Source organism: Niabella sp. ZPM-14 (genome assembly GCF_055693045.2).
This window is the reverse complement of sequence record NZ_CM181148.1, coordinates 3,777,960-3,802,181: the sequence shown is the minus strand read 5'-3', so window position 1 is coordinate 3,802,181 and position 24,222 is coordinate 3,777,960. Positions and strand designations below refer to the sequence as shown.

General features: G+C 47.2%; 16 protein-coding genes. 6 read left to right on the top strand and 10 right to left on the bottom strand.

Going from position 1 to position 24,222, the window contains the following annotated elements; translation table 11 throughout:
- Positions 1–17 precede the first annotated feature (17 nt).
- The 8 genes from ACU37H_RS16140 to ACU37H_RS16105 all read right to left on the bottom strand — a co-directional run bounded on the left by ACU37H_RS16140 (position 18) and on the right by ACU37H_RS16105 (position 12,538).
- Positions 18–3,098, bottom strand: a complete 3,081-nt coding sequence (locus ACU37H_RS16140; RefSeq protein ID WP_472705182.1) for a SusC/RagA family TonB-linked outer membrane protein — start codon at positions 3,096–3,098, stop codon at positions 18–20.
- A gap of 420 nt (positions 3,099–3,518) precedes the next feature.
- On the bottom strand, positions 3,519–4,526 hold the full coding sequence (locus tag ACU37H_RS16135; RefSeq protein WP_472705184.1) for a LacI family DNA-binding transcriptional regulator: 1,008 nt from the start codon (positions 4,524–4,526) through the stop codon (positions 3,519–3,521).
- Positions 4,527–4,757: 231 nt separating this feature from the next.
- A complete protein-coding gene (locus ACU37H_RS16130) occupies positions 4,758–5,597 on the bottom strand; it encodes a DUF4249 domain-containing protein (protein ID WP_472705186.1) in 840 nt (279 codons plus the stop codon).
- A gap of 1 nt (position 5,598) precedes the next feature.
- Complete coding sequence (locus ACU37H_RS16125) at positions 5,599–7,920, bottom strand: TonB-dependent receptor (protein ID WP_472705188.1); 2,322 nt, start codon at positions 7,918–7,920, stop codon at positions 5,599–5,601.
- Between the two features lie 144 nt (positions 7,921–8,064).
- Positions 8,065–8,943, bottom strand: a complete 879-nt coding sequence (locus tag ACU37H_RS16120) for an aldose 1-epimerase family protein (protein WP_472705190.1) — start codon at positions 8,941–8,943, stop codon at positions 8,065–8,067.
- A gap of 20 nt (positions 8,944–8,963) precedes the next feature.
- Entirely contained in the window at positions 8,964–9,785 is an 822-nt protein-coding gene (locus ACU37H_RS16115; protein WP_472705192.1) for an SDR family oxidoreductase, read from the bottom strand.
- A 22-nt stretch (positions 9,786–9,807) separates the two neighbouring features.
- Positions 9,808–10,863, bottom strand: coding sequence for a metallophosphoesterase (locus ACU37H_RS16110; RefSeq protein ID WP_472705194.1), 1,056 nt, complete (start codon positions 10,861–10,863; stop codon positions 9,808–9,810).
- Between the two features lie 136 nt (positions 10,864–10,999).
- A complete protein-coding gene (locus ACU37H_RS16105) occupies positions 11,000–12,538 on the bottom strand; it encodes an alpha-N-arabinofuranosidase (RefSeq protein ID WP_472705196.1) in 1,539 nt (512 codons plus the stop codon).
- Positions 12,539–12,924: 386 nt separating this feature from the next.
- Here ACU37H_RS16105 and ACU37H_RS16100 point away from each other — a divergent pair, with 386 nt between their 5' ends.
- Both ACU37H_RS16100 and ACU37H_RS16095 read left to right on the top strand, forming a co-directional pair.
- Entirely contained in the window at positions 12,925–13,602 is a 678-nt protein-coding gene (locus ACU37H_RS16100) for a hypothetical protein (RefSeq protein ID WP_472705198.1), read from the top strand.
- A 49-nt stretch (positions 13,603–13,651) separates the two neighbouring features.
- The gene (locus ACU37H_RS16095) at positions 13,652–14,653 is read left to right on the top strand and encodes an aldo/keto reductase (RefSeq protein ID WP_472705200.1); all 1,002 of its coding nucleotides are present in this window, start codon (positions 13,652–13,654) and stop codon (positions 14,651–14,653) included.
- Positions 14,654–14,699: 46 nt separating this feature from the next.
- Here the strand turns inward: ACU37H_RS16095 and ACU37H_RS16090 are convergent, their stop codons facing one another.
- Both ACU37H_RS16090 and ACU37H_RS16085 read right to left on the bottom strand, forming a co-directional pair.
- A complete protein-coding gene (locus tag ACU37H_RS16090; RefSeq protein WP_472705202.1) occupies positions 14,700–15,824 on the bottom strand; it encodes a beta-1,2-mannosidase in 1,125 nt (374 codons plus the stop codon).
- 323 nt (positions 15,825–16,147) lie between these two features.
- Entirely contained in the window at positions 16,148–16,597 is a 450-nt protein-coding gene (locus ACU37H_RS16085; RefSeq protein WP_472705204.1) for an SRPBCC family protein, read from the bottom strand.
- A 238-nt stretch (positions 16,598–16,835) separates the two neighbouring features.
- Between ACU37H_RS16085 and ACU37H_RS16080 the strand changes: the two genes are divergently transcribed.
- From ACU37H_RS16080 to ACU37H_RS16065, 4 genes are all read left to right on the top strand, one after another.
- A complete protein-coding gene (locus ACU37H_RS16080; RefSeq protein ID WP_472705206.1) occupies positions 16,836–19,970 on the top strand; it encodes a PAS domain S-box protein in 3,135 nt (1,044 codons plus the stop codon).
- Positions 19,971–20,333: 363 nt separating this feature from the next.
- The gene (locus ACU37H_RS16075; RefSeq protein WP_472705208.1) at positions 20,334–21,788 is read left to right on the top strand and encodes an NHL repeat-containing protein; all 1,455 of its coding nucleotides are present in this window, start codon (positions 20,334–20,336) and stop codon (positions 21,786–21,788) included.
- A gap of 394 nt (positions 21,789–22,182) precedes the next feature.
- Positions 22,183–23,013: an SMP-30/gluconolactonase/LRE family protein gene (locus ACU37H_RS16070; protein ID WP_472705210.1), complete on the top strand. Its 831-nt coding sequence runs from the start codon at positions 22,183–22,185 to the stop codon at positions 23,011–23,013.
- Between the two features lie 353 nt (positions 23,014–23,366).
- Positions 23,367–23,819, top strand: coding sequence for a hypothetical protein (locus ACU37H_RS16065; protein WP_472705212.1), 453 nt, complete (start codon positions 23,367–23,369; stop codon positions 23,817–23,819).
- Positions 23,820–24,222 lie beyond the last annotated feature (403 nt).

Here is a 24,222-nt window from a genome sequence, read left to right as displayed (position 1 = left end):
TAATAGGTTGAATAGGTTTAGAAATTAAGATTGACGCCAAGAGAATAGGATTTGATATTCGGATACCTTGTTCCGTTACCTACATTGACGGTGCTTTCTAAATCCCAAAATTTAAACTTGCTAAATGTCAGCGGGTTGATGGCCTGGATGTAAACGATCGCTCTTTTAAACACGCCGTTTATCAAATGCTGGGGAACGATGTAATCCAACTCAGCTGTCTTCAGGCGGATAAAGTTGGCATCCCTGATCCACCAGGAGCTTGTCTGTGTATTGTTGCGGTTCCTGTCCTCACCGTTAGCTAGCCGGGGATAAAATACATCCTGTCTTGGATTTGCCTCTGTCCAGCGATCATCAATATTTGAAAACACATTCGATATACCTGCTCCGTTGGCAAAGGGTTGAATAGCGTCGCCGGCCAGATAGATATCAGCACCATTCTGACCGGTAAACAGCACGTTAAACTTGAATGCTTTGTACCCGAGTCCGAAACCGAAGCCATATACCATTGAAGGAACATCCCCGTAACCGATATAAGTTTGATCATAGCTGTTGATCAGGCCATCCCCGTTCAGATCTTTATATTTTATATCACCTGGCAATACCAAAGACTTATCACCTGGTACGGCACTGGCATCAATCTCCGCCTGATCCCTGAACAACCCTTCTGCTACATAACCGAAGCGTGCCAGGATATTGTGCCCTCTTCTGTCCATCCATTCATACTGCGGCTTGGGCTGATCATTTTCGATCATCTCATCTTTATTATAGGTCAGGTTACCGCGCAGGTTAAAGTCCACCTCGCCTATTTTCCCATTGTACTCTATGCTTCCGTCTATACCCTTGTTATTGGTGATACCCAGGTTACCAAATGGCTGGCTGCTTAATCCCATAAACAAAGGCAAGGAGCCTCTTCTCAGGAAAATGCCTTCTCTTCTTTCCTTGAAGAAATCAACTATGATGGATAACCGGTCTTTTAACGATTTGATCTCAATACCCAGATCCTGCTTCCGTGCTTCTGCCCAGCGTACATCATATCCAAACTCGGTTACGTTGATACCGGAAGTGTAGCCATAGTCTCTCGCAAACCGGTAGCCCTGCACGTTGTCTGCAACAATGGTTAAATATCCAAACCTTCTTCCAACGATGTCTCCGATACCTGTGAGACCATCAGAGTATCTGAATTTAAGATAGCTGATGACATTCTTCACAGGCTCGAAAAACTTTTCATTAGACGGCACCCACCCCACACCAAAGGCAGGGAATGTACCAAACCTGTTTTCAGGCACAAAGGTTTCTGATCCATTATAGCCAATATTCCCTTCGATGAAATAACGGTCATCGTAAGAATAAGTGATCCTTCCGGCCAGTCCCACAGAACGTTGTGGAATGGCGCTTGTGAAATCGCCGGCAAACTCTTCGGAATAATCCTGTGTGTAAAACAAGGCTAAACCACCTACGCGGCTTTTGCCAAACGTATTATCATAGTTCAGAGACGATTCCCAATAGAACCTCCTGTTACCATCGTTGCTTCGCTCATAAGAAAGATAGTTCCCGGAGCCTACAAAGGTCCTGGTCAGGTTTAAAGAACCATCTTCATTTCTGGGCATTTCAGGATCGGGGAAGAAGGTGTCTTCTCTCTTGCCTCTACCCAGCACTCTTTTGTTGGCAGCATCAAAGGCAAACATGGACGTAGCGCTAAGACCTTTTACAACAAAGCCAAAGTCCTGCGTTAATCTCAGGTTGGAGAACAGCTGGTTGTTGAACTCTGTGTTATACCCCCTCCTGGTCAGATCTGCCCAGGGGTTTCTATAACCACCGTTCGGATTTTTTCCGGGAACGAATCCGCCTGTATATTCCAGCGGATATTCAGTGGGCGGCGTAGACATTGCAGAACCAAATATATCTGTTACGCTAATGTAGGGTTGATTGATATTGCTGAAAAATCCCCTGATACCAATGTCCAATTTAGTTGTCCGGGTAATGTTCATGTTTACGTTGGTAGTTACGTTGAACCTCCTAAACTTCAGATCCGCATTATAGTCCTGGAGCTTATCGGTATTCATCAAACCACTTTCGTCGTAGTATGATACGGAACCATAATATTTCAAAAAGTCGGAACCGCCGTTAACATTGACATTGGCGGTCCTGATGCTACCGGTTGGCCGAAACAGCGCGTCGAACCAATCCACATTAGGATAGAGCTCCGGATCAGTATTATTCAATGTGTTGTCAATATACTCCTGGGAATATTTAGCGGCTTGTCCGCGGGTGGTGAAAGACTCATTGGCCGCCTCAAGGTACTGCCGGGCGTCTGCCATTTGCGGCACCTGCGTGAACGTGGATACCCCCTGGCTGAAATCAATGTTTACCTGAGGTTTACCGACTTTACCTGTTTTAGTGGTAATCAGAATTACACCGTTTGCACCCCGCACACCGTATACAGCAGTACCTGCCGCATCTTTGAGCACAGTAAAGGAGGCTATATCCTGCGGGTCAATATTATTAATATCCCGCTGTACTCCGTCCACTAAAATGAGCGGTGCAGATGACCCGCCACCAAATGTGGATATACCCCGTATCCAGATGTCGGCACTACTTCGTCCCGGCTGTCCGCTCCGTTGTACGCCGATCACACCGGATAGGCGACCCGCCAGAAGCGTATTAATATTGGATACGGGCATGTTTAATTCTTCCGGGTTTACAGTCGATTGTGCACCCACGACACTGATCTTCCGTTGCCGGCCAAAACCCACGACAACGACTTCGTTCATAGAATTTTGTTCGGCTTCTAATATGACATTTAATACCCGGTTATTGCCCACCACCATTGTAACGGGCAGATAGCCAATTGCCGAAAAGACAAGGCTGTCAAATTTCGAGGCCTGGATGTTGAACTCACCCCGTGCATCAGTAATGGTTCCGCGCTCCGATCCCTGCACCTGGACCGAGACGTTGGCGATAAACAGGCCGGCTCTGTCTCTGACCAAACCGGATATATTTTGCGTTTCATTCTGACCATGCGCTTCTGCTACACTCAAACATACGAGCAACAGCAGCAAGCAAAGGCCTTTGTTAAGCAGCCAAAATAGACTTCTCATACATAACACTTTAAAATGTGAAAAATTGGTTTTTTATAAAGGGACTACTACTCTTTTACAGATGTTATCAGATTTTGCTTCATCATTTAACACATACATTATCTTCAGGAATGAATCGGGCAGCAAGGCTCAAAGGTTTGATCCTGCAAGGCTAATATGGCACACACGTTTTGCCTTCAACAGCTGTTTTATGGACGACTGAGAAGCATTGAACTGATTTCTTTTCATCTTTCCTGATACATGACACTGTCGGATATGCTGTTCTTCAGCCAGACCGTCATCGTCAAAACAAGAAATTCCGGAGCCGCATTTAATTATGAAGACTCATATGGCATATACTTTTCGTTAGAAGAGCGTTAAAGAAAAATCGTTTTTGCAATACTAAAGTAATAAAGTTTTGTTAACTACAAAAATTATTTTTTACAATGATTTTCTTAGAATGACTTCTGCTTTTAAGAGGGTGCCTTGTTTGGGCGTTTCAGTTTTGGCATTCATTTGTTTACGTAAAATGTCTACCCCCTCCCTGGCAATTTCCGCGATAGGCTGGTTGATAGAAGTGATGGGCGGCGCATATAATTTGAATATCTCATGATCATCGAAAGAAAGTACGCCGACCCTCGAAGGTATCTTCCATTTAAGTTCCTGTAACACTTTCAGACCCTGGATCGCCAGGTAATTGGTGGCGAAAAAAATGGCATCAATCTCTTCGTGATCTTTTAAAAAAGCTTTAATGCCTTGCTCGTAGGCGTTTTCCTGTATCGAAAAGGGCAGCTCCAAAATCAATCCCGGATCAAAAAGATCATACTTTTTTACCGTAGATTTAAACGCGCTTAAACGATCCTGCATCTGCGTTTGGTCGAGGGCTGTTATGACAAAAGCAATCTTTTGATAGCCTTTTTCTGCCAGCAACTGCACGCCCGTTTTTACACTTCGCTTGTTATCTACCAATACATACGGAATGTCCACATCATGGAAATACCTGTCCAGCAACACTACCGGCTTCCTGGCCGTTTTTAGCTTCAACACTTCTTCCTTCATGCCTTTAGAAGGCGTGATAATAAACCCGTCAACCTGCTTGTGCAGCATCCGGATCAGTTCAGAACCTTTTTGATCATCATTCTCGGTGCTACAGTATACGAGCCGGTAACCAACGCCGTAAGCAATATCTTCAATGGCCTTGGCCAGCATCGAGAAGAAGCGGTTGGAAATGTCTTCGACGATCAAACCAATTACATGGGTCTTCCCGGTACGAAGGCTGGCGGCAGACTTGTTGGGAACGTAGCCGGTTTCTTTAATGATCTTGCGGATCTTCTTTGCCATTTCCTCGCTGATGCGCATCTCTTTTTCTTTTCCATTGATCACAAAAGAGACGGTTGATGGCACGACGCCTGCTAGCCGGGCGATGTCCTTAATCGAAAGTTGCTTCATATGTCAATAAATGTCAGTCGGTAAAAGTTTAAATGATACGTGTCGCTAAAAAGAGCCGGCTCCCGCTTCTTTTGAAATTCACTGTATCCCGGATCTGATGTATGATACTACTACAGCCTGGTAAATCGAAAAAGGTAACAGGGCCCGACATCCTTCAGCAAAATCGTTTTTTATTAAGAGATGAAAAGTACAATTTTTATTCATACCAGTATCGATTCCGATTGAAGTGTTTTATTCAGCCGGATAACTACAGGTTGAGTCTGGAGATACAGCGATGTTTCTGGATGAAACAGTATGTGCGCTGAAATAACCCAGCGCGCCGCCTTTGATATTGGAAACAGGGTTTCCCGGAGACGCCGATTGAGACGATCCTAACGAGCCCTGGTTGAGGCTATACCAGAACAGGTAATTAGGCATATCAATACATTGAAGATCGACACGGAGCTGATCACACTTCCTCAGTGTAAACTCATCATTAAAGATCAATAGCTCGTCCACTACTTTTCTTCCGTTGATCAGGTCGTCCTTATTTACAAAGATGGTAGTCTCCTCTTCTCCGTCTACATATTGAATAAAACGGTACGCATTACCGGGTGCGGGGGGATCCGTAAACTGGATTGTGGCAATCTTCCGCGTCTGTCCCAAAAAGACACGCTCGGTTACAAACAGGCTATCCAGGTTCACTTTCAGCGGCATCGTGGATGTTGCAGTAAACACTTTGCGCTCGCCGGCTCCGGAGGCAGGGTATTCAACGCGCAAGTTATAAGTGCGTCCCGGGCGCCCGGAGAACTGCGCGCGGTAAATTCCCTGAACCGAGGTTTCATTCAATAAGATACCCGATCCGCCTTCTTCCGAGATGGTCACCCGGGCATTGCTGATACCTGTCAGGTTGATCGTATCGTTGAAATTGCTGGTTTGTGATAATCGGACACGGCAGGTGCTGTCATCCGTCAACACTCCTTCGACGACATACCTCGGAGTGGTATCAGGAATATCTACATTGATCACCCGCTCACATCCGATGGTGAGCAAACCCCCAGCTATCAGTAAATATTTTGAAAGATTACCCACTTTATTTAAACTTAAAATTATAAGATATAGACGGCACAAATCTAAACAGTGAGGTTTGAACCGCCTCTGTGGTATTGGGATTGGTTTCGCTTTGACGGAAGCTGATGATGTAAGGATTCTCCCTGCCATATGCGTTGAACACGCTGAATGCCAGCTCGGAAGTAAATTTCTTTTTATCCTTCAGCAACCAGGTGGCCCCCAGATCTAACCGGTGATAAGCCGGCATGCGGCTGGCGTTTCTTTCTGTATAATAAAATACGACCTGATTATCTACGATATATTTTCCGGCAGGATAGGTAACCGCGTCCCCGGTATAATAGATCCAGTTGGCCGCCAGGTTCCACTTGCGGTTGAGTTGATAATTGACCACAATGGCCACATCATGCGTACGATCCTGCCGCGCATTGTACCAGGCTCCGTTGTTGATCCCGTCGATCTGGCGCTCTGTTTTTGACAACGTATAACTTACCCAGCCCGTCAGCTTGCCTGTCTTCTTTTTAAGAAATAGCTCCCAGCCATAGGCCCGTCCGATTCCGAAAAGGATCTGTGATTCGATCGCATCGTTGGTAAACACATCAGCGCCCGGCCGGTAATCGATCTGGTTATACATTTTCTTGTAGTACGTCTCTGTAGAAAATTCGTAACGGTTGCCGGCAAAATTCTTATACCATCCCAGCGAAACGAGATCGGCGATTTCCGGTTTGATGATATTCGTACTGGCCAGCCATTTATCTGTGGGGGCACCGGTAGTGGAGTTGGACATCAGGTGAAGGTTTTGTACGTTCCTTACATATGAAGCCTTTATCGAAGAAGTCTGGTTGATGATAAAACTGGCTGCGAGCCTCGGCTCCAGGTTGAGATAATGCTTTACCAGCTCGCCCTTTCCGTAATGCAAGGTGTCCGTCACGTTGCCATCCCCATCAATATTATAAAAATCACCTTCACCCAAAATGGAGAACGAGGATAGACGTGCACCATAAGTAACATTCAGCCAGGGCGCTGCTTTCCAGGTATCAGTTGCAAACAACGCATTTTCCCAGGAGTACCTGTCTTGCAGAAAAAAGTTATTGTAGCTGGTGTTACCGGAGGAAGTGACGTCGCCCGGTGTTATTTTATGATAAATGGAATTGAAACCAAATCTCATGGAATGGCGGCGCCCCGCGTACCATTGAAATTCTTGCTTGAGGTTCAGATCTCTGATCTTGGAATAAATATTAAGATCGTTGTTGGGATTGTTGATATTGATATTGTAGTCAAAATCGCTGTAAATAAAAGAAGTGTTGGAAAAGAGCTGGTTATTGAAAATGTGATTCCACCTTACCGTACCTGTAAGGTTTCCCCAGTTGATACCGAACTGCTGATCAAACTTCAGATAGTCCCGGCCCAGGTATCCTGATACATATATATTGTCGCGCTCCCCTATCTTGTAATTGAACTTGGCATTGTAGTCGTAAAAGTACAAACGGTTATTGCGGATAGCGCTGTCCTTGGCCAATGGCACAAAGACATCGGCATATGTTCTGCGACCGGAAAGCAGGAAAGACGATTTATTCTTCTGAATGGGGCCCTCCAGATTAAGCTTTGCCGAGATAAGGCCGATGCCGCCGCTCAGCTCATAATTCTGGTTGTTGCCCTCGTTCATCTTAACGTCCAACACAGAGGATAACCGGCCGCCATACTGCGCGGGCATGCCTCCTTTGTACACCGTGATATCTTTAACCGCATCAGAGTTGAAGGTGGAGAAAAAACCTAACAAGTGAGAAGCATTATATACCTGCGCTTCATCCAGCAGGATGAGGTTTTGATCAGCACTGCCTCCTCTTACATAAAATCCGCTGTTTCCATCCCCCGCTTGTTTGATGCCGGGCAATAACTGGATGGCTTTAAGTATATCACGTTCGCCTAACAACATGGGTATGCTCTTGACCTCACTCATGGTGAGGCGCTCTACGCCCATCTGTGTGCCGGTAATTGTCCTGCCTTTCCCCGTGGCCGACACCGTAACATTTTCAAGGTCTTTGATCTCGTCGGAAAGTGAAATATTTTTGGAGACATCCTGGTTAAGATCGACCGTGTCCGTCACAGCGGTAAATCCTACTGCCGAATACTCGACTTCATAGCTACCCGCAGGCAACGTAATAGAATAGAAGCCATATTCGTTACTGGTCACCCCTTCTGAACTGCGGGCCAGCTTGATCGTGGCATTAATAATCGTTTCGCCGGTCCGCTGAGACCGGACGGTGCCGCTGAGAGTGTATTGCTGCTGGCTATAACCAACAACACCCCATAGGATCAGGAAGATAAAAAAAGATGCCTGTTTCATTATTTTAAACAGGCCGAAAGATAACTGATAAACACGAGAAGTGTTAAACAGAAATTGTTATAATTTCCCGTCACTTCCTCGGTGTGCATGCTCACGAGCTGTTGCCATTTTCACTTTATTACGCGTTATGGCCTATATCCTGATTTAGCTGATCAGGGCAAAATGCCAGGTTCTTTCAAAGTCACGAGCCGGGGCCAATGGAATGATGCCTTCTTTCTCCGTGAGCTCACCGGTGCTATCGACGCTGTCGGCGATGCCGCACCAGGGCTCGATACAAATAAAGTCTGCATTTTTAGCCGCCCATATACCCAGGTAAGGAAAGCCGGTGAAATCAAACTCAAAGCCCGATCGCGTATCCTTCGACAGCAACCGGAGGGTGTTACTCCTGAGGTGTTTTAATACAATAGCATCTGAATGAAACAATTCTTTCTTCAACGGAAGCACGCGCTCATTCTCCAGCAAAGGCGTGGTATCGGTTTTCAACAATCCGCCTTCCAGCAACCACCTTCCCGCGGTTTCGGCTTCCTCAAATTCCAGGATGTAATCTTCATATGTATCTCCGTCGAACAAAGGGAGTTTAAAAGCCGGATGTCCCCCTACCGAGAAGTACATATCCTGCTTATCTGCATTAACAACCCTATATGTTACGCCGAGCCCCTGGCCTTCGAGCGTGTAGGTGACATACAACTCAAATTTGAAGGGATAGTTAGCCAACGTAGCACTATCACTGGTCAGCAAGAATGTAGCAGAGACGGCTGTTTGTTGGAAAAGTCTGAACTCCCGGTCACGTGCGAAGCCATGGCGCGGCAAATGATAGGTCTTTCCTTCGTGCCGGTAAGTATCTTCCTTCAAAGCACCCACAATAGGAAATAGTATCGGAGCATATTTTGCCCAATAAGCCGGATCGGCATTCCACATATACTGCTGTCCTGTTGGGAGATGTTCAATCTCCTGCAGTTCCGCTCCTTTGGCTGCCACACGGATCCTGACGAGCTCATTTTCTAAAATCAATACCTGGTCCATAAAATATAAAATGCTGTATGTTACACACCGCTAAAGATCGTAAAACCTCCGTCGACTTTGACGGACGTGCCGTTAACAAAAGTCGATTCATCACTCAACAACCATATCAAAGCACCTGTCAGTTCATCAGGGTTCCCGAAACGCTTGTAGGGCGTGCTCCTGATCACTTTGTCTCCACGGTCGGTGTAAGTGCCGTCCTCGTTGGTAAGTAAGCGGCGGTTTTGCTCTGCCAGGAAAAAACCTGGCACCAGCGCATTCATCCTCAGTTTATCACCGTAGCGATTGGCCATTTCAACGGCGAACCATTTGGTATAAGCTTCAATAGCCGTTTTGGCGAGGCTGTAACCCAGCACTCTGGTAACGGCTCCATGCGCCGCCACCGAAGAAATATTGACGATGCTGCCCCGCTCTGCGGTTTCAGCCATGGCCTTCCCGAAGATCTGTGTCGGCAACAAGGTACCGAACAAATTGAGGTCCATCACTTGCTTCAGGGCGTCAATATTCAGCTCAAACACTTTGTCGTCTGGCTGCACAACGGCACCCGGTTGGTTACCGCCCGCTGCATTGACCAGCCCGTCTACTTTTCCATATTGATCCAGCACTTTATTCAATGCGGACGTCAGTTGCTCCTCGCTGCTAACGTCGGCCACCAGCGCGATGGCCCTGCCGCCCGCTTGTTGAATTTCGGCAACTCTTTCCTCTGCAACTTTTTCGTTACGCCCCAAAACACCTACCACGGCGCCCTGAGCCGCTATGTCCCTGATGAACGAATGGCCCAATACGCCTGTTGCACCTGTTACGATAATCACTTTGTCTGCGAGAGAAAACCTGTTGTTGCCCATAGTTGTGTAAAAAATATTTTAGTTATTGATATAATGCATGTGTGAACTGACTGTCGCCGTCCTGCTCCCGGATCACAGATCCGTTGGACTGAGGCGTAAAAGTAAGGATACTTATGGTTTGTTTTGTTTTATTGAGCCGCATTAAACGCATTGTGCCGCTTCCACCATTGCGGTCCTTAGCGCCACCATAGGGAGGACTTTGCCTGGATTGATAGTCCTGCAGATAAGTCTTGATCACATTTCCGTTGAAAGTATCTTTCCGGAAACCCTCCCCGGCAATATGCCCGCCCAACATCAGGAACACGTTAGGATGATGCTTGGCCATATCATAAATATGCAGTCCCTGTTTGGTAAAATTGCTTTCCTGGCTGTTATCACCACCACCGGGCTTGTCACCGCTGGTCGTTACTTTGGGCCTGCCGAGCATGCCATGAGTAACCAGGATCGCCTTCCTGTCGGCGTTGGCGCTTAGCACGCTGTCCGCCCAGGACAACATCCGCTTTTCATAGGCAGCACTATACCCCTTACTGCCCGGTTGGTTGAATGCGAAATACAGTACCATATACTTTTCACCATTGGCAGAGAAAACATCGAAATGCGTTTCTGTGTTGTTGTTCGTGCCCAAGGCTCCGCCATACCACGAACGGTTGCCGAAATGTGCTTTTCCGAAATACCGTGCATACTGCGTTGTATCGGCACCCTGGGACGGTGTTCCGTTAGGAGACTGATCATGGTTGCCGACCGCCAGGCCATAAGGTACACCTGTAGCGTCTAAGCGATACATCTCAGATCTGGCCCGCTCCCACTCCACCGGGGCGTTGTGGTCGGTAATATCCCCCAAATGGATGATATAAGCGATCTTTTCTTTCTTATGATTTTTGATGAGCCAGTCGATCTGGTTGCTGAACATCTCCATCGAGCCGCCATGTCTCAACGCTGTATAGTATTGGGTATCGGGCAGAAGCGCAATGGATGCTACTTCATCGCCCTTGCTAACGCCATAGTCTGTTAGCAAAGAGGTCGACTTACAACCGAAAATACCGATCAAGAGAAAAACAAATACCAATTTCCTGTTCATAAAAATAGTTTAGAGGTTTAGAGGTTTAGAGGTTTAGAGGTTAAAACGATTACAACAATACCACTGATTTACATCCTGCGACAGCGGATGTTGTTAAGAAATTATTATATCCTCCTTTCGACCGGCTGGAATGCGATTAGTTTAATGTGAGACTCACAACACTCAGATGAGGAATCTTCACTGTTAATTCATTTTTTTCGATGGCAGCACCGTTGAAAGGCGCTGTCGCCACTTTATTCTTCTGCTCAAAAGAATTGATATCGGTAAATGATGAGGAAGTAAGGATGCGCCCTTTGACGTTGCTGTAAGACCTGCCTTTTAAAGCCGTGCGGATCGTTATGTCCTTGCTGGCGTCGATGTTCACTAACGTAATATGAATTTTACCATTACTATCCAGCGATGCGGAAGCATTCACAGCCGGTATGCGTTGGTCACCGTGCACATAATCCGGTGTTTTAAAGCTGAGCGGGATAAGTTTCGCATCCATATGCCCGGTGAATAAATCAAATACATGATAGGTCGGGGTCAGCACCATTTCCTTTCCGCGGGTGAGGATCATGGACTGCAGTACATTGACGGTCTGTGCGAGGTTGGCCATTTTCACACGGTCGGCGTGGTTGTTAAAAATATTCAGGGTGGTACCTGCGATCAATGCGTCTCTCAGGCTATTCTGCTGATACAGAAATCCGGGATTGGTGCCGGGTTCTACATCTGTCCAGATTCCCCATTCGTCCACTACCAGCGCTACGCGCTTTTCTTTGTCGTATTGATCCATGATGGCCGAATGCTTCTGCACCAGCTCTTCCATGTGGAGACAGTTCTTCATGGTATTAAAATACTCTGCATCGTCAAACGCAGTGGCGGAGCCTTTCTTGCCCCAGTCGCCGGTAGGGATGGTATAATAATGCAGCGAAATGCCCCACATCTGGTGACGGGGAATATTTTTCATCAACACTTCTGTCCACCGATAGTCCCCTGAGTTGGCGCCACTGGCAATCTTCTTCAAAGGTGCTCCCGGGTAGTTGCGCGCATATGTGGCGTATCTTTTATAAAGATCAGAATAGTATTCCGGCGTCATATTGCCGCCGCAACCCCAGCTTTCATTGCCCACACCCCAATAAGTGACCTTCCATGGCTTTTGACGGCCATTCTGTTCCCTTAACGCTGTCATCGTACTTTGAGCAGGGGAATTGAGGTACTCGACCCACTTGGCCATTTCCTCTACGGTGCCGCTGCCAACATTGCCCGCGATATACGGTTCTGTCTTCAAAAGTTCGCAAAGCTCCAGGAATTCATGCGTGCCAAAGCTGTTATCTTCAGAGACACCGCCCCAGTTGGTGTTGACCATTTTAGGTCGTTCGGCAGGCTTGCCCACGCCGTCTCTCCAGTGATATTCATCAGCAAAACATCCACCGGGCCAGCGCAGATTCGGGATCTGTATCTTCTTCAGGGCCTCGACCACATCGAGGCGGATGCGTCCCTGCTTTTTAACATCCAGCTGCTGATCTACCCAGAAACCATCGTAGATACAGCGACCCAGGTGTTCTGCAAAATGACCGTAAATATGTTTACTGATGACGGTCCTGGCTTCCTCCGTGTTAAGTGTCGTGGTGATCTGTCCGCGGGCGCTCAACGCGATCATCCCGAACAGCAGGGGTGCAAACAATCTTTTCATCCGTATAGTTTTTATTTTTTAATCGGGTGGTATGCCCTCCGGCGCCGGTTCAGACAGGAACTTCGCATGCAAAGCTTCTCAGTGCAAAAATTTATCATGCTCGGTTTCATGTGCTTTTTTATGGGGCAGCTTCGCTGCCTGTCTGGGCTGGTCCGACACTTATCGGATCTACGATCAGAGGGCAAGGGTTTAATTGTTCAAAATACAATTAAATATAGCGCATTTAATCCGGGTAAAAAAGTGAAAACGTTTGAAGTCATTTCCGGCTATGCAAAGTCGGCTTTCTATTCCATCATCGCGCGTGACAGGGATGGTTGATGCGGGACCAGGTGTGTCGCGGATGATTGGAAAGGTTTTTGTCGAATCCTTCTTAAAATATTATGATCATGCGTATCCCTCTTCTATCATGGGTCGGCTTTGTGACACTTTTAATACTCAACGCCTGCAACCCCAACTCAACAGGCGATAGGAAATCGACCGATACATTGGTGTCAGCCGACACCGTACCTGTGATTACCGATTCGGTAACATCCGGTCAACCCATCGGAACCATGGATGACATTCGGAAAGTATATACGCAGATCCAGTTACAGTTAGATCAGGGACAGCTCGATTCTTCAGCTTTTAGTTATAATTGCTACAACGAAACCGGGGGAACCGTTACCTACTATACGGACAAAAGCCGGTTGCGCATGATCGTCCATCGTTACCATGAATATGATCATCATTCAGCAGTAGAACGCTATTTTGTGCATGATAACCAATTGATCTTCGCCTACCTGAGCCAGACGCTTTGGTCTTTCACAAATGGCTCTGAAGGTTCCACCAGGGATGACATTACCGAGCATCGTATCTACCTGATCGATGAGCAACCCGTGCAGTGCCTGGAGAAGAAATTCACGATATATTCTACGCAAAAGAATCATCCTGGTTCCGATGCAGCCGCCAACCAGGTAGCGAACTGTAAGTCAGTGCCATTCAGCCTCGCGCGGTATCAGGCTTTGCTAAACTATCGCCGGGGCGAAACACCGGAATGCCTGGAACTCCCCCGTCGCTCCCAATAGTCGCTGACAGTTGGCATCAACATTGTTCGTATTGTTTAAAACATACTATATGTCTGATAATAATAACAACAATGGATTTGAACTGCCTTATCAATTAGGCCTGGGCGGTGTAGCCATAGGAACGGCCTTCGAAAAAGTGACAGACGAAGAAGCTGCGGCCGTGCTGGAGAAGGCATGGGACCTGGGCATCCGGTATTACGACACTTCGCCCTGGTATGGACTCACAAAAAGTGAACGCCGGTTTGGTGCATTTTTACAAGCCAGGCCAAGGAATGAATTTGTTTTTTCGACCAAAGTCGGCCGGTTATTCCATCAAGTTGCAGAGGCCGATGTTCCCGCCACCATGTGGAAGGATCCGCTTTCTTTTGATTTTGAACATAATTACACAGCCGATGCTACGAAGCGGTCGATCGAAGAAAGTCTTGAAAGAACGGGGCTGGATTATATTGACATTATTTATGTGCACGACTTATCAGAAGACCAGGTAGGTGACCGGTATGACTATTATCTCAAACAGGCCACCAGCGGTGCCTTCAAGGTTTTATCCGACTACAGGAAACAGGGAATCATCAAGGCCTGGGGCATGGGTGTAAACAAGATCGAGCCGATACTGGATTGCATCGAAGCTGCCGATCCGGATATTTGTTTGTCGGCTACTCAATATTCTATCCTGGAACATGAAGACGCTGTGGATCGCCTGTTACCTGCCGTTAACAAAGCAGGTGTCAGGCTGGTGTCGGGAGCGGGATACAATTCGGGCTTTATCAATGGCCGGCCGCGATACAATTATAAGCCCCACATACCGAAAGGAATGACAGAAAAGCGCGATCAAGTTGCAGCGATCGCGCAGCGCTTTGGCATTGACCTGGTGGCAGCAGCGCTGCATTTTGTACTGGCGGCAGATGAATTTGTATCTATCATTCCCGGAGCGTCTGCACCCGAGCAGGTAGCCTCAAATGTAAAAGCTTTAGATACAGCCATACCCGCGGAGTTCTGGAAAGAGCTGAAGGAGCAAGGTTTGATCTACGAGAAAGCACAGGTACCAGGGTAGAATGCAGAGGTCGATAGTCCATGGTCTATGGTCTATGGTCCATGGACTATTTCCCTAAAGCAGGATCATACACCGCAACGGCTACGCGGCTATCGGCACAGCCATAATACAGGAACCATTTATTCTTGAAATACACCAACCCCTCGATAAACACAGTACCGGCGGGATATTGTCCGCTTTTCTCAAAGGGTTCGGTGGGAACGAAGAAAGGCCGGTCTAAACGGCCCAGGACGCGGGTCGGATCGTTCAGATCAAATAATACCTGCCCCGCGGCATAGGTGTTCGGTGTCGACAAAGTGTCCCTTCCGGCACCGCCTTTGTTCTTGCCATTGTACAACACCAGGATGCCTTTATCGGTCATCACTGCAGGAGGGCCGCACTCAGTCAGGTCACTGTCAAAAAAATGAGGCCTGGGTCTGAGAACAGCGGAAAGGTTGCCGGACGCATCTACAGAAGGTTCCCAGTTGATCAGATCGTCGGACGTCGCTATATTCATAAATCGCTCGCCCCAATACATCATATATTTACCATTAACCTTTGTGATGACCAGTTTACCATCTTTCATTTTTGTAACAATGGAGGCCGACTTGCTCGGCAGGTCTTTGAACTTACCATTATAAGCTTTGTAAAACGCCGGCCCATGTTTCGTCCACTTCATAAGGTCCTTCGAAGTCGCCACCGCCAGCCTGGGCACTTTTTTATTCCACTGTGTATAGAACATAACATAGGTACCCTCTTCCGTCACGGCGACGCGCGGGTCTTCACAGCCGCCCGTCCATTCAAACTCTTTTTGATCATCCTGGTCAGGATACAGGACTGGTGTTGAGCGCCGGTTCATCGTGATTCCATCCTTGCTCTGCGCGATCCCCAACCTGGAAGTGCGCTTACCAATTCCCACGCCGGAATGATCTTCTGAACGATACAACACATAGATCTTCCCGTCTTTCACGGTCGCGGCCGGATTAAATACATCGCTTGCTTCCCACGCGATCCTCTTGCCACTCATCGGATCTTTGAACGTGCTTTTAGCAACCGGGGAAATAATGGGGTTTACATTGGCCGGACGGATAAAAGGGCCCAGCGCCCAATGTGGAAGGTCCTGCTGAGCTTTGACACCATTCACGCTGATCAGCAGCGTGACCAATATAGAAAAGCAATCTTTGAATTTCATCGTATCGTTTATTTTTTTTAGCTGATTGAATGATCCTGCACTATACGCTTCAGGCAAGTTGTTTATGTGCAGCACATCGGCAAAGCTTCAAAAGGCGGGGCTTGTTCTCCTTAACGGCGAAGCACCTTCAGGCTTTCGCGGCAAGATAATCGTTTGTTTTCAAAAAACAGCCTACAGATCATTAACGCCGCTAAGTTGATCCATAAAAAAAAGCCCTCCCGCGAGAAGCTTGCGTTAACGGGCAGATGGTAGTTGCCCTTGCCGTGAACGCAGGCCCTCCGGGAAGGACTCATGACTTTGAAAAATAAGGTGCGGTCGATTTCTTATGCATCAGGAATTTCCGGCTCTACCAGTTTCGCCAGTTTTTCGAGCGACTCCTGCCATCCCAGGTAGCACATTTCCACCGGGATCGCGGCAGGTATTCCCTCCTGCGTTACTTTCAATTCGGTGCCGACCATCGTTTTTTGAAACCAAACCGAGGTGGTCATCTGATCAGGCATATTGGGGTCTTCAAATTGATCTGTATACTTCAAAAACTCGTTGGGCTTTATCTCGACATATTTACCGCCAAAAGAATGACCATTGCCCGTCGTGAAATTGTGAAACGACATCCTGTAAGTGCCGCCTTCTTCGACTTTCATTTCATGCACGGTGCATAAAAAACCGTAGGGCGGCAGCCAGGATGCAATGGCTGAAGCCTCCGTAAAAGCGCGGTACACCTTCTCAGGAGCCGCTTTCAAAACTCTGTGTAAAGAAACTGTGTTGTTGGACATATGATTGATTTTATGGTTCCTACTCTTGTGGCTTTTCGGTTTCGCCCGTTTGTGTGGTAGCTGCTCCACTGGATGTTGTTGACACAAAGCTGCAATTAATATTCTTGTGTTGTCGAGGTATAATACGACAAATTCAGGGCATTTTCCGAAGAGACCGGGCGCTGAAAAACTGGCCCTAACATTTTGATTTTTAATTTTTATAGAGTATTTTCCATATAGATTTAAACGATCACTCTCGATGAAACGTTCCTCTGCCCTTAAACTACTACTGATCTATTTAGTAGCTGGGACGGTATGGCTGTATTGTGTCGACACATTACTGACTACCTCACTCCTGTCTCAAAAACACCAGTGGTTACACCTAACGATTAAAGCCTTTTTGTCGGTTGCCCTTCCCATCATTTTAATTTACGTTGTATGGAACAGGTGGTATAGATCGGCAGCCCTAAAAGATCCCGCACAGGACGCTGAAAGTAAATACAAGCTGCTGTTTAACGAAAGCCCGATGGCGCATATTGTGTTTGACGCCGACACGCTTATTATCTCAGACACCAACGAAAAAGCGCATGTGCTGTTTGGCTATCCGGCAAAAGAACTGCGCGGCAGGAGAATCGACGAATTATTACCGCATATTGGATCACTTCCTGATAACGGTAGCGCCCAACAGTTGCTTCCCGATAACAAAGTGGTGCCGTATACCGCTCCTGATCATACCGCATTGCAAATCGAAATATCCTTTCTGCCCTTTATAGAAAGAGATAAGAATTGTGTGCTGGCACTGTGTCGCAATGTGACCCGACGTATTGAAATCCATAATGAGCTCACCAGCCTGCAAACGAAATTGATCGCGGCACAGCGAATCGCCAAGATCGGCTACTGGCAATATTTTATCACTTCCGGCGAAATGTATTGGTCAGATGAAGTATACGAGATCTGGGGCGTTAAAAAGGGACATTTTTCTCTGAACTATACGACGTTCCTGGCCTCCATTCATCCGGACGACCGCTATATATTTCCGCAATCCGTGCCGACAGTACCAGGCGAGATTACTACTTACGACAACGAGCACCGGATCTTACTGCCAGACGGAAGTATCAAATGGGTTCATGGGATAGGCAGTATCCGGCAAGACCACACGGGCAATGTACTCTACCTCGAAGGAACCGTACAAGATATTACTGAATCAAAGCTGATGTCGCTGGCACTGGAACAAACCCTGCAGCGGTATAACTATGTAACACAGGCCATCTCAGATATTATCTGGGACTGGGATCTGCAATCCGACACCATACACTGGAGTGAAGGCATTCATAAAATGTTGCTGGACCTGCCAGCACAGACCGCCTTATCTCAGCAGGCATTTGCCGGGCACATGATCTCCGAAGACAGAGACCTCGTAATGACCAGCCTGCAAAAAGCGCTGCATTCTACAGAACCTTACTGGCATGCTGAATACAGATGTCAGAATACAGCAGGCAGATATATATTCGTCCGGAACACCGCGTATATTCAACGCAGCAAGAAGGACGAGCCGATCAGAGTGATCGGGGCGATCAGCGACATTACAGAGCGGCAAAGAAACAGCCTGCGTTCCGAGCTGACCCGGGAAATCAGTAAAGCTTTTACGACTGAAGCCACGCTGGAGCAGGCCCTCTACGCCGTTCTTTCGTCCATCCGCCAAACAGGTGGTTTTGATTTAGCAGAAGTCTGGCTTGTAGGCACAGACAAGCAACAGATCAGCCTGACCTCCTTTCATGCATCTGACCTCTTGGTGCCTTTATTTTATCCGCATATTAACGACCACCTGAGTTTCAGGAAAGGGGAAGGCATGCCAGGCGTGTGCTGGGAGCTGCAAAGCATCCTGCATTGGGATAACGTGGTCGAGGACGAACGCTTCCAAAGATCTAAATATGCCAAAGATGCAGGTATCACCAGCATGTACGGCATACCCCTCGTGTACAACAACGAAGTAATGGGGGTATTGATATTAGGACTTCTCCGGGACAATGTAAATTCTAAGGTATTCTCCGCGATGCTGGATAGTTTTCATTCTGACCTCGCAGCAGAAATACGCAGAAAACAAACCGAGCAGGAATTGAATCAGCTCTTCGAGTTTGTGCCGGATATGATTTGCATTGCTGGCCTGGATGGGTTTTTCAAAAAGATCAACCCGGCCTTTGTACAGATACTCGGCTATCCGGAAGAAGAACTGCTTTCTAAGCCTGCCGCGGGTTTTATCCATCCCGAAGATATCGTAAACACCAGGCATCAGGTCGACATACTAAAACAAGGGACGCCTCTTGTCTATTTTGAGAACCGGTGTATCACCCGGCAAAACACCATCAAATGGATTGCCTGGACGGCCACCCGGCCATCCAAAGAAGGACTGATCTTCGGCGTCGGTAAAGATGTGACGGACAAAAAGGAACTGGAGCAGTTGCTTACTAAAGCTACAAGTTTGGCCAGTATCGGCGCTTGGGAGGTCGATCTTGTTAAAACGCAGGTACATTGGTCCCCTATCACCCGCGAGATCCATGGCGTAGAAGACCCTGCTTTTAATCCCAGTTTTGAGGAAGCCACTGATTTTTATAAGGAAGGACCGCACAGGGAGCGGCTGGTTGAAAAGGTGACCGAGGCGATACAACACGGCGTCAAATGGGATATCGAATCTCAGATCGTTACCGCAAAAAATGAAACCAGGTGGGTGCGCTCCGTAGGCGAACCGGAGTTTGTCAATGGGCAATGTATCCGGATCGTCGGAAGTTTCCAGGACATCGACCTGATGAAGAGATCGGAACTTATGGCCATCGAAGCATCGCAGGAAAAAGAAATGATCCTCGAACGTATCGGAGATGCTTTTTTTGCCGTAGACCTCGACTGGAATATCCGCTACTGGAATAGCAGAGCCGAAAAGATACTGGGCCGTAAACGAGAGGAAGTGATTGACCGGAACTTATGGGAAGCCTATCCGGATGCAGTCGGCAACGAGTTCTATATTCAATATCATAAAGCCGTTGCTACCGGCCGGTCCCAGTATTTCCAGGCCTTCTATGAAGGTGTGGGTTTGTGGCTCGAAGTGAGCGCCTTCCCTTCCGCCACCGGCTTGTCGATTTTCTTCCGGGACATTACAGAACAAAAAAATCATATGGATGCTATAGAAGCACATAACCGTACCCTGAGAGAGATTGCCTGGTCTCAATCGCACGAAGTGCGGGCTCCGGTCGTAAAGCTGTTAGGACTGGCATCATTGATAAAGGATACCGGCATGCCCGTCTCTGATGAAGTACAAGAGCTGCTCGACATGATCGTAGCCGCTGTTAATGAGCTGGACGAAGTGGTCAAAAAAATAAATGAAAAAACCAATCTTAAATGAAGGCCTGCGTCCATAGTCATTACATCAATATAGCAATCGTTTCGACCCACCTAAAACCTTTCGGGGGTGATCGTACATAAAAACATTTTTTTGCATCTTATGATACGATAATAGCACCGCAATAGCTTTTATCGACGCAGGAGACCATGACTCGCTACTACTTCGATGAACCGTATGTCATTACAATTTAAAAGCTTTGACAGCTCATCATAAAGTTGCGGACCGGCGTCGTTTACGGGTACGTAATATCAATAATGGCAGGGTCTTATTTTTATTGGCAACTGACATTGTTTGTCCTTATTTTCGCGCTGCAGTCAAAGATCATAATAACTGATCTTACGCTCTAACAAAAGCCCTTTATTCATGACTATCAAAGATGCGCTTCGCCACGCGCTATTCACCCTGCTGATCGTGCTAAGCATGTCTGCCTCTTCCATTGATGCCCTGGCACAAATAGTAACCACAGTAGCCGGTCCTGCCGAAGGCATAGAAGGCCCCAGCGGCATGGTACCGGACGGCAATGGCAACCTGCTGGCTGCAGACTGGAGCCGGAACGTTATTTACAGCATTTCATTGAACAACAATATAGTGACCATTATCGCAGATGGCGGTGATGGGCTCAATGGACCATCGGGTTTGGCGTATGACGGAACCAGGTTTCTTTATATCGCTAATGCCAACGGCAATACGATCCAAAGAATGGATATGAATGACAATTCCGTAATTACCATTGCGGGAGCGGCGACTCCTGGCACTGCGGATGGCCCCGGCTCGAATGCGCGATTTAACTACCCCTGGGGAACAGCCCTCGATGTTATGGCCAACTACCTGTATGTTGCCGAACAAAGCAATCAGACCATACGCAGGATCGACCTCGACAACAACGAGGTGACAACAATTGCCGGTTTGGCAACCGTAAATGGAGCCGCAGACGGACCGGGCAACGACGCAAGATTCGATTCCCCTACAGCCCTGGCTCTTGATGGCCTGGGCAGCCTGTATGTATCAGATGCAAATAACAATACCATCCGAAAAATAGACCTGGGCAACAATTATAACGTTACAACCGTAGCAGGTATGGCCGGAGCGATCGGAACCGCAGATGGGTCCGGCACCTCAGCCAGATTTTACTATCCCGCAGGATTGGCCCTGAACGCAAACGGTCACCTGTATATCGCAGACGTTAATAATGGTTTGATCCGGATGATGGATATTAATAATGCCAACCTGGTCACCACGGTGGAGGGTGACAATGGCGACACTCAAAACTGGGCAGCGGACCTGGCGCTGGATGCAGCGGGCAATCTCTATGTTGCAGACTTTTTTAGTTCCTCCATCAGGAGAATGGCACTCGGTGACGCGCTTCCCATCACGTTCGGTTTTATCACCGGCTATGCGACCGGTAATCAGCTTTCTGTTACATGGCAAACACTTTCAGAAACGAACAACGATCATTTTGAAATACAGGCTTCCGCTAATGGAAAAGATTTTAAAACGATTACGACCGTTCAATCCAAAGCGCCCGAAGGCCACTCAGGCAATGTGCTGGAGTACGAGGTTACTGTTCCTTTTCAAAAAGGTACAGGGCTATTGGCCACAGGTATGATTTCATTACTGCTACTGGGTTGTACAAGGAAGCGAACCAAGCTGCTGGCCATCGCTCCGTTTTTCTTCCTGGTGCTGGCAGGCTGTTCGAAAGATAGCAATACCCCTGTTGATTTTACTGATAAAAATCTGTTTATCCGCATTGCACAGGTAGATAAGGACCAGAAGAGATCCTACAGTAAGGTATTGAAAGTAAACACTAATCAACAATAGGCTTTAAAGACATCTGTTAATAACAATCCATATCTGCAGTCCTTGGACGATGCGGATATGGATTTTTTTGTCGATGTTTTGCCGCATCCAAACAGGAAGAATGATGCGGGTGGGCATGCGGACATAGAATCTTCAAAACAACCATTATGCCTACACCCCCATGCCTTTCATCTATTGCAATCGCTGATTAGCATTACTGCTGACAAACATCTCGTTCCGCTGTCCGGCTACGATCTCCACAAATCGCTCAAAATGCTTTCATCGTGCTGAGATTGAGGCAGCACCCCTCCTCTATTGCTTCTGCCATTTTTCTGAATAACTATTCAATATCCTTTCCTTGCTGCCGCACGCTTATTTTAAACGTCGTATTTTCGCTGAAAACAAAATTCCTTTTATGAAACGCTTGTTTACCGCCCTCTCCGCCATCCTGCTGATGTCCTCTATTGAAAAAAGTAACGCACAATCTTCTCTTGACAAGCTTTGGGAAACCAAAGATTCTATCCCGGTACCTGAGTCCGTACTCCTGATTCCCGGTAAAGATGAGATGTATGTGTCGCTGATCGACGGCAACGGAAGTGAAAAAGACGGCAAAGGTGGTGTGGGTGTTTTGTATAGAGACGGACGCGTTAAAAACCTAAACTGGATCACCGGCTTGTACGCGCCAAAAGGATTAGGCATTCATAAGAACAGATTGTATGTCGCGGATCTTACGGACGTTGTTGTTATTGATATAAAAGCCGGAAAGGTTCTCAAAAAAATCCCGATAGCCGGTGCAGTATTTTTGAATGACATCACGATCGACAACAAAGGTGCCGTGTATGTATCGGATACCCGCGAGAAAAAAGTGCATCGCCTGATCAATGACACCCCGGAATTGTACCTTGACAATGTGGAGGGCGCAAATGGACTTAAAGCCATCGGCACCGACCTGTATATTCTGGCTGGGAAAGCATTATGGAAACTGGATAAGCATAAAAATAAAACCGTGATCGCTTCTGGCCTGGAGCAGGGCGGCGACGGCATTGAGCCCGTGGGCAATGGCGACTTCGTGGTAACCTGCTGGCCAGGGCTCGTTTATTACATAAAAGCCAATGGCCAGTTTGAAAAACTACTGGACGTACAGGGAAAAATGAATACAGCCGATCTAGCTTACGATGCAGCGAAAAAGATTCTCTACATCCCGACCTTCAACAACTTCAGCATTGTAGCATATCAGTTAAAATAATAGTTCCTGGATGAGGTCACACTTCCTCTCGTTCATAGCCGCCTTGTATTGCGACATTTTAATAATGCACCTGAGAATAGCGCTTCAGAGAACCGATTGTATTTTTTTGCTAAAGCTCCCGACGTAGTTACCATTTAATACCAATAACTGCATCTTTAATGCATAGTGCTGTTAACCGTTCCATCGGCATGGCCCTTTAAGCATTCATACACTCACCGCGGCAAACCCGCCATTCACCGGTTATTTGGCGGGGCTTCGCCATTATGGTCTTGACTCAGGGCGGGTGGGGATCGTATGTTTGTGAAACAATTAATAACTACCCCGCCTGCGAGCAGGCGACAAAAACAAATACAATGAAAAATTTAATTCTTTCCGCCGCTACTTTATTAACGATCACCTTTAACGCTGCCGCTACCCCTACAGAGCCGGTGGTAAGTGAAAAAGCACAAGCCACTTTTGTTAGCATCTTTAAAAATGCGGTAGATGTAAAATGGAGTGAAACCGCTAAAAGCGCCGAGGCTTACTTTTTAGTGAACGATGTGAAAACCCGCGCCACATTTGACGCAAAGGGCAACCTGGTTCAAACGGTTCGTTACTACAAAGCAGATAAACTCTCTCCCGTAGTGACAGCCGGAGTTATGACTGCTTTCCCTGACCAGGAAATCGCAGGCGTTACCGAAGTGAGCAACGAACATGGAACCAACTACCGCATCGTTTTAAAAGACCATAAATACTACACTTCTATCAATGCCAACAGCACCGGCGATACAGAAGTCGTATCAAAATATAAAAGAGGCGATAAATAAAACCCGAACTTTTTCTCATGTAACACGACGGAGGAGATGTCTATCTTCTCCTTTTCGGTTATTATCGCTACCGTTCTTTTTCAAATCAAATACCAGCAGCGCTGAGCGTGATGCACTAGAAGGCGTCGCCCGCGTTATGGTTTTCTGACAACCCAATTGTGAATCATCGCACGGTTTGACACCACCCAGGCAGCTGCCAACGGCCTCGGTAGCAGTATGCCATCCGGCATATCGACAAGCAAGGAAAACCTGTTACCGGCACTGCCAGGAAATAAAGAAACATTGAAAAATGACATCTTCCTGTCACTCAAAAAATCCCATTTGGCTTGGCTCCAACCGTCCCCTGCATAATCGCCACTTTTCACAGTTCGCATTTACAGGTCCAAATCAGCGGCTTGCGATT